Raw genomic sequence first — 6,364 nt, 5'->3', positions numbered from 1 at the left:
TTAGCCGGTTTCCGATACGGATTCTAAGATCCCAGCGTCCGCTCGACTTTCCCTCACTTCTACTATATAAAAATAGTAGCACAAACCATGGCCTTGGTTTGTACTACTAATGTTAGTATGTTTCCGCTGGCATGGCTTCAGCCGCTTCCCTCGCTACGCTCAGTCTAGGGTCTTCAGCTCATGCAATTCCGGCTGGAGTCGCCATCTCAAACGAAAATCAACAATTGTAGGCACTCTCCTATGTAAAAAAAACATCGTTTTCCTATCTATTAAATTAAATTCAGGTAGTGCTCCCCATTATTTCAACCTAGGAAACTCTCAATTTTAATTCCATATATGGCGTAGAAATAGACAAAGAAATAAGGCACTTTTCTGTTTAATTTTGAACAGAAAGTGCCTTATTTTTCTTCAAAACCAATTACGTCATTAAAATATATGTTTTTCAGTGCCCTCATCTACATAGAGGATGGGAGGCAATCATTGTTTTGGCCCAAGCGGATCGGCGCACGACCTAGGTTAGCTTTAGTTAGCTTGCTTTAACTCTGTTTTATATCTTTTTTTGAAGAAATATTCCACACTGTAAACAAGACAATTAGAATTACTACGACTGTTACGAATCCAATAATAACAGATCCAGTTAGACCTAATACTAAGTATCCGATAGCAGCTATGACTGCACTTATAATGGCATAAGGCAACTGAGTAATTACGTGATCGATAACATTTACTCCTGCGCCAGTTGCTGACATAATCGTAGTATCTGAAATTGGAGAACAATGATCACCAAAAACAGCGCCAGCAAGTACTGCAGCTAATACAGGCAACAATAGTTCCGGCTCTATTGCCATTATAATACTTGCTCCAATAGGTAGTAGTATTCCGAAAGAGCCCCAAGATGACCCTGTTGCAAAAGCCATTAGAGCTGTTAGAACAAATAGTAAGAATGGAATTACACCCACTGGAATATTGTTTTCAGCAACTAAAGTTGCCAAATATGCTCCAGTTCCAAGAGCTTCAATTAAAAATGATAATGACCACGCAAATATTAAGATACATATTGCCGGTAACATTGAACTAATTCCAGTAATTAACGCTTTCCAAACAAGGCTTACCCTTGCCGTTGGATTGTATTTTAGCTGTCGTAAGTATAATAATACAGCTATTAAAGTAGCAGTTAGTCCTCCAACAAATAAAGAGAAAGGAACATCCGTATTTTCAAAAATTGTAAATATATCTAGCTGTTTCCCTGAATTTTGATACCCTGTCCAAAACATTGAAAATAGAGTTACCAAAACCAGTGTAACTATCGGTAAAACCAAATCAATTACTTTTCCATAATTGTTTTCTGGAAAATTTCCTTGAAGCTCTCCCGGATTTGGTTTACTCGTGTCAAATAATTTCCCGGTTTCTACAGCAATTTTTTCGTGTCTCTTCATCGGCATTATGTCAAAGTCTGTCCATGCCATAAAGAAAACGATGGCAAGAGTAGAAATAACATAGAAATTCATTGGAGCCATTAACATAAAAGCTTGAAGTGGTGTATACGTAGTAACCGCATGGGTTGTAAATATAACACCTATTTGACTTATTAAAAATGCTCCCCAACTAGAGACAGGTGCTATTACACATATAGGAGCAGACGTAGAATCGATAAAATATGCTAATTTTGCTCGCGAAACCCTATGAGAATCTGTAATAGGTCTAGCAATTTGACCAACCGCTAACGCATTAAAATAGTCATCTACAAAGATAATAATTCCTAAAAACGCTGTGAGAAGTTTAGATCCTCTGCGAGTCTTTATTCTTTGTACAGCCCAAGCAGCAAAAGCTGTGCTTCCTCCAGACAAACTTACTAAAGCAGTAATGATTCCTAAAAATAATATAAACGATAAAATGTAAATATTATATGTGTTTAAACCTTCATCCCAAAAAGATACTTTAAAAGATTCCCATAACAATAATATAGAATCCAGTGGGGCAAAGTTTTCCACTAAAAGTGAAGCGGATATAATTCCAACTCCAAGTGATAATAAAACTCTTTTCGTTACTAACACCATAATGATTGCTAATAAAGGTGGTAATAAAGAAAAAATAGTATTTTCCAAGATAATTTCCTCCTTCTTAGGTGGAGGCACAGAACAGTAAACAAAAAGACCAACCAAATGTTTTGGCTGGCCTCTACTATAGAATTCAAGAATGCACTTTAATCCTTACTCTGTAGCTCGCCATTTATATCATTCCATATAAATGACAGTGTTATTCCTCTTCAAAATAACCCCAACTTTATGTTTTATGACAAAAACATTTCGTTTCGGCAAAGCTTCCTTTCCTAAAAGATCTTCGTTGTCATCCTCACTCATAGTACTATTAAGCAATGCAGCCTCTACCTATTCATTTTTTGCATCTATTACTTTAACATCAAATGTAACCTAAAGCAATCATTCTTATTTTGGTACTGGTGTTGGATTAATTGGTACTTCTACAGAAGGTGCACTACCACCATCACCTTTTGTATAAATTTGAGGAACTTGACCTTGTATTAAACCCATTGCGACCGGAATCTTTTGCTCGACGGTACTCATTTTACTTGCAAGCGGAACAATAATTTGAACATTTACCTTCAATAAGATACTTATATCTACAAAGGCATTATTTATTCCAAACTCATCTATACTTTGTACGACGGTAGATTGAACGTTTCCAATCACATGAAATCTAATGGGAATTTTTGGCCCTAAATTTCCGATTAACGGTATATTGGCTGCCTGCCCCATCGGAACAAAAAACACGACGCCACCTTGATCTTCCATTGTTTGTTTATCGTACTCAATATCATCTAAATAAGGTAAGCTTGAAAGATTACCCTTTTCCGCTTGTTCTAAATGGGATTGTACTAAACTTTGCGTATCAGACAATACTCGGTTAATGATTTCCGTGTTAAATTTTGTAGTCACCATATTATTTGCACTTTCAGATGGAACATGCTCAATAATGTCATTTACATCTAACACATTAGCAATTCTTGTATTGATTGCTTTACTTATAACCATTGAGGCAATTTTATTCGTCTGAACCTCTGCATATTGCAGATAAGTTGGTGTCAAGCGAGCATTGATCCAATAAAACAAACCCGCTACAGAAAGGATAAAGCAAGCTAAAAAAATGGCTAATTTACGCTGCATATTTAAAAACTTGATTCTTTTCTTCTTACGATAGAACAACAAAAAAAAATCCCCCTAGTTATCTATATGTAACCGAAGGATTTTAAATGACTATTTTTCCTGTCTTTGTCCGTACCACTTTAAAACATCTCGTATAAATTCGGGCATAAAGTACTGCTTCTTCGCAAATTTAAAAGAGGGAAAGAAATAGCCAAACGTAAACATATCGAGCGTAGCAAGATGATAAATTTTTTCTAGCTGAACAAGTTCTCCTTTTACGTATACATCCCCTTCTACATCCTCGAAAAGTTGCTGAAATTGCATAGCGCCCAAATATTTCCCTCTGAATCCTAAGCCTTTTACTTCTAGAAGTGGCCATTTTTCGTTTTTAGAAAGCTCCACCGCTTCCAATAATTCTGCTCCTGTTAAGCTGATTACACACGGATTGATTGGATGAGGTAATAGTCTATGCAAATCACCTGCCGTAATGATTCCTTCTTGTAAATCAGTTAAGAAAATACCAGCTGGATACATGGCACAATCTGCTCCTGTAAAAGCAAGCAATGCCTCACCAAAGAAACCGGACATACTCGATGGTTCGAACCAATCTCTCTTCAAAAATGTTTGATTAATAAAAAGTGGGTAATCTAGCTTAGTCTTTCCGATTTGCTGCCAAAATGCTAATTGTTCTGCATTATTTTGGGGAATTTCCAGTGATTCTATTGGATAAAGAACAGCTTGTTTAGAAGTAATTTCCCTAACGCTATGGTCAAATTCTATTGTAACTTTCCCTACATAGGCTCCATATTTTCCAGCTGCGGCTTGCAACGTACCATTCAGCACTTTCCCTTCATCAAAAAAATGGTGTGTATGAGAGCCAAAAATAACATCTATTTGCGGTATTTGCTCTGTAATTATTTCGTCCTGAGATATTCCAAGGTGCGACATACAAAGAATAATATCTACTTTATCTCTTATTTCTTCACATACTTCTTTTAAGCGATTGATTGGCTGTTGAATATGCCAGCCCAATTTTTCATAATAAATTCCAAAGTCTGCGGTAGCAGCTACCAATCCAATCCGAATTCCAGAAGAAGTTTTGTGTATTTTATATGGGAGTATCCATGATGGTATGATGCCATTTTTATCTGTAAAGTTCGAGACAACTACATCAAAATTTGCATCTGTATACATTTCGTCTAGTTCCTCATGACTTAATGTGATGCCTTCATTATTTCCGATGGTGACATAATCATAACCAGCCTCATTTAATAACTCTACATTTCCTTTCCCAAGTGTACCTTCAGTAAAGATATTGGAACGATCAATATGATCACCAATATCTAAAATGAGATAAGAATCATGTCCTTCATGCATCTTTTGTCTAGCGGAGAGAAACTGATGTATAGTCGGCCAGTTTTCTAAATGACTATGCAAATCATTTGTATGATAAATATGAATTGTTTCTCTCAACATAAACCCACCTTTTTAAATTTACATAAGACCAGCTATAATGGATCGAACTCCTAATAATAACAAGATAATTCGAAGGGCGACGACAAGTGTCTCCGAATTAAGTTTTTTATTTAAGCTTGCACCTAGTTTCGCACCAATATAAGCAGCTGGAATGACCGGTATCGTATAAAGCCACGGCACATTCCCCAATGAAATATGTGTAATCGAGTTAATGATAGAAGATAAAAATACCATAAACATTGATGTACCCACAGCCACATGTGGTGGAAATAAAAACAATAGAATCATAGCAGGAACAATAATCGATCCACCACCAATTCCAAATAAACCTGAGGCGAATCCTACCCCAAATGTTAATAGTATTGCAAACCAGATTGGATATCCATAAACATATGTATTTTTATCATCTGTAAATGTTTTTTTCTGTCCATTTTCTACAAACCACTTTACTGGTTTTAAACGATCCCGTACAAGCAGAAGTGTCGATAGAATAATAAGTAATATGCCAAAATATAGATTAAAGGATGGTAAATCTAATCCCTTGTTCACCCATGCTCCAAGTATCGTTCCTGGTATACTCCCTATAAAAAATATAAACCCACTTTTAAAATCAACTGTCTTTGTTTTCATATAGGAAAGTGTGGATGAAAGACCTGTGAAAATCATCATAATTACAGATAGTCCTACCACACTTTGAGGTGTAATATTAGGTATTAGCGCAAGGGTAGTTCCAAAAAATAATACAGCTGGCACTAAAATTACTCCGCCACCTAAACCTACTAAAGCTCCAACTATACCAGAGAAAAGACCAGCTAAAACTAGTAAAATCCACTCCATTATATCCCTCCGTCAAATAAATCTAACTGTTTGGGAGCCAAACCTTCAAATTCTATTCCTAGCATCTGTTGAAAGGTTTTTGCATTTTTTGCTGCATGCCCACCAGAATTATTATTAAATAATACCACTACTTCTTTTGCGTTAGTATGTAATTCCTCGCAAATCTTTTGAATGTCAAAAAGTTCTTCGTAATTATAATCATATAAATAACGTACCTCTCGCCATTTTTCACTATCCCCTGGATTTATCCAGCCATATGTATTTCTTCCATGCAGTCTCACAAGTACTCTGTTTGAAGTGGAAACAGGGATCAAAGGGACACACCCTTCCCCCACTTGAGGCTCATCACAGACAGTATGGTGAAAATGGTTATCTTGTAGAAACTGAATAGTAGGTTCTTTAAACGTAGGTGCGTACCACGATTGGTGACGGAATTCGATTGCAACTTCAAAATCTTTTAACTCTGTTCTCACTTTATATAAATAGTCAACATTTTCTTTTTTACATTGAAACCAAGGAGGAAATTGAACTAATACCATGGATAGCTTTCCACATTCCTTAAAAGGTTGAATGGATTCTCGGTAACGGGCAAACATTTCTTCGAGTGAATCAAAAGGAGATTCCCCTCTTAGATGGCCTGTAATACCTTGATACGCCTTAACAATAAATTGAAAGTTATTAGGAGTTTCCCTTATCCACTTTTCAACATTCCTTTTGGTAGGTATTGCATAAAAAGCTGTATCAAGTTCTACTACTGGAAAATGGGCACTATAATCTTGTAATTTTTCTTTCGGAGAAGAAACATATAAATCTGTATGATCTCCCCAGCCTGTCAAACCAATTTTTATCATGTGTTCACCCCACTATTTATCATATCACTAACTACATCT

The 6,364-nt window shown here is 36.1% G+C and carries 5 protein-coding genes and 1 riboswitch; all 5 genes read right to left on the bottom strand.

From position 1 onward, the window contains the following. Positions 1–536 precede the first annotated feature (536 nt). Positions 537–2,105, bottom strand: a complete 1,569-nt coding sequence (locus WAX74_RS13165) for a Na+/H+ antiporter NhaC family protein (protein WP_336498133.1) — start codon at positions 2,103–2,105, stop codon at positions 537–539. A gap of 105 nt (positions 2,106–2,210) precedes the next feature. Further along, positions 2,211–2,394, bottom strand: a riboswitch (Lysine riboswitch). Positions 2,395–2,444: 50 nt separating this feature from the next. Continuing rightward, a complete protein-coding gene (yunB, locus tag WAX74_RS13160) occupies positions 2,445–3,224 on the bottom strand; it encodes a sporulation protein YunB (protein WP_413788967.1) in 780 nt (259 codons plus the stop codon). 48 nt (positions 3,225–3,272) lie between these two features. Beyond that, the gene (locus tag WAX74_RS13155) at positions 3,273–4,637 is read right to left on the bottom strand and encodes a bifunctional metallophosphatase/5'-nucleotidase (protein ID WP_336498132.1); all 1,365 of its coding nucleotides are present in this window, start codon (positions 4,635–4,637) and stop codon (positions 3,273–3,275) included. An 18-nt stretch (positions 4,638–4,655) separates the two neighbouring features. Further along, complete coding sequence (locus WAX74_RS13150; protein ID WP_336498131.1) at positions 4,656–5,474, bottom strand: sulfite exporter TauE/SafE family protein; 819 nt, start codon at positions 5,472–5,474, stop codon at positions 4,656–4,658. Beyond that, complete coding sequence (locus tag WAX74_RS13145; protein ID WP_336498130.1) at positions 5,474–6,325, bottom strand: DUF72 domain-containing protein; 852 nt, start codon at positions 6,323–6,325, stop codon at positions 5,474–5,476. Before WAX74_RS13145 ends, WAX74_RS13150 begins: the two co-directional genes overlap by 1 nt. Between the last annotated feature and the right edge of the window lie 39 nt (positions 6,326–6,364).

The sequence above is a fragment of the Psychrobacillus mangrovi genome (genome assembly GCF_037104765.1).
Taxonomy (GTDB): Bacteria; Bacillota; Bacilli; order Bacillales_A; family Planococcaceae; genus Psychrobacillus; species Psychrobacillus mangrovi.
This window is presented reverse-complemented; position numbering and strand designations above follow the sequence as displayed.

Bases quoted from the DNA above. Each gene is read 5' to 3' on its own strand.
- WAX74_RS13155 (WP_336498132.1), bottom strand. From the start codon at position 4,637: ATGTTGAGAGAAACAATTCATATTTATCATACAAATGATTTGCATAGT.
- WAX74_RS13150 (WP_336498131.1), bottom strand. From the start codon at position 5,474: ATGGAGTGGATTTTACTAGTTTTAGCTGGTCTTTTCTCTGGTATAGTT.
- WAX74_RS13145 (WP_336498130.1), bottom strand. From the start codon at position 6,325: ATGATAAAAATTGGTTTGACAGGCTGGGGAGATCATACAGATTTATAT.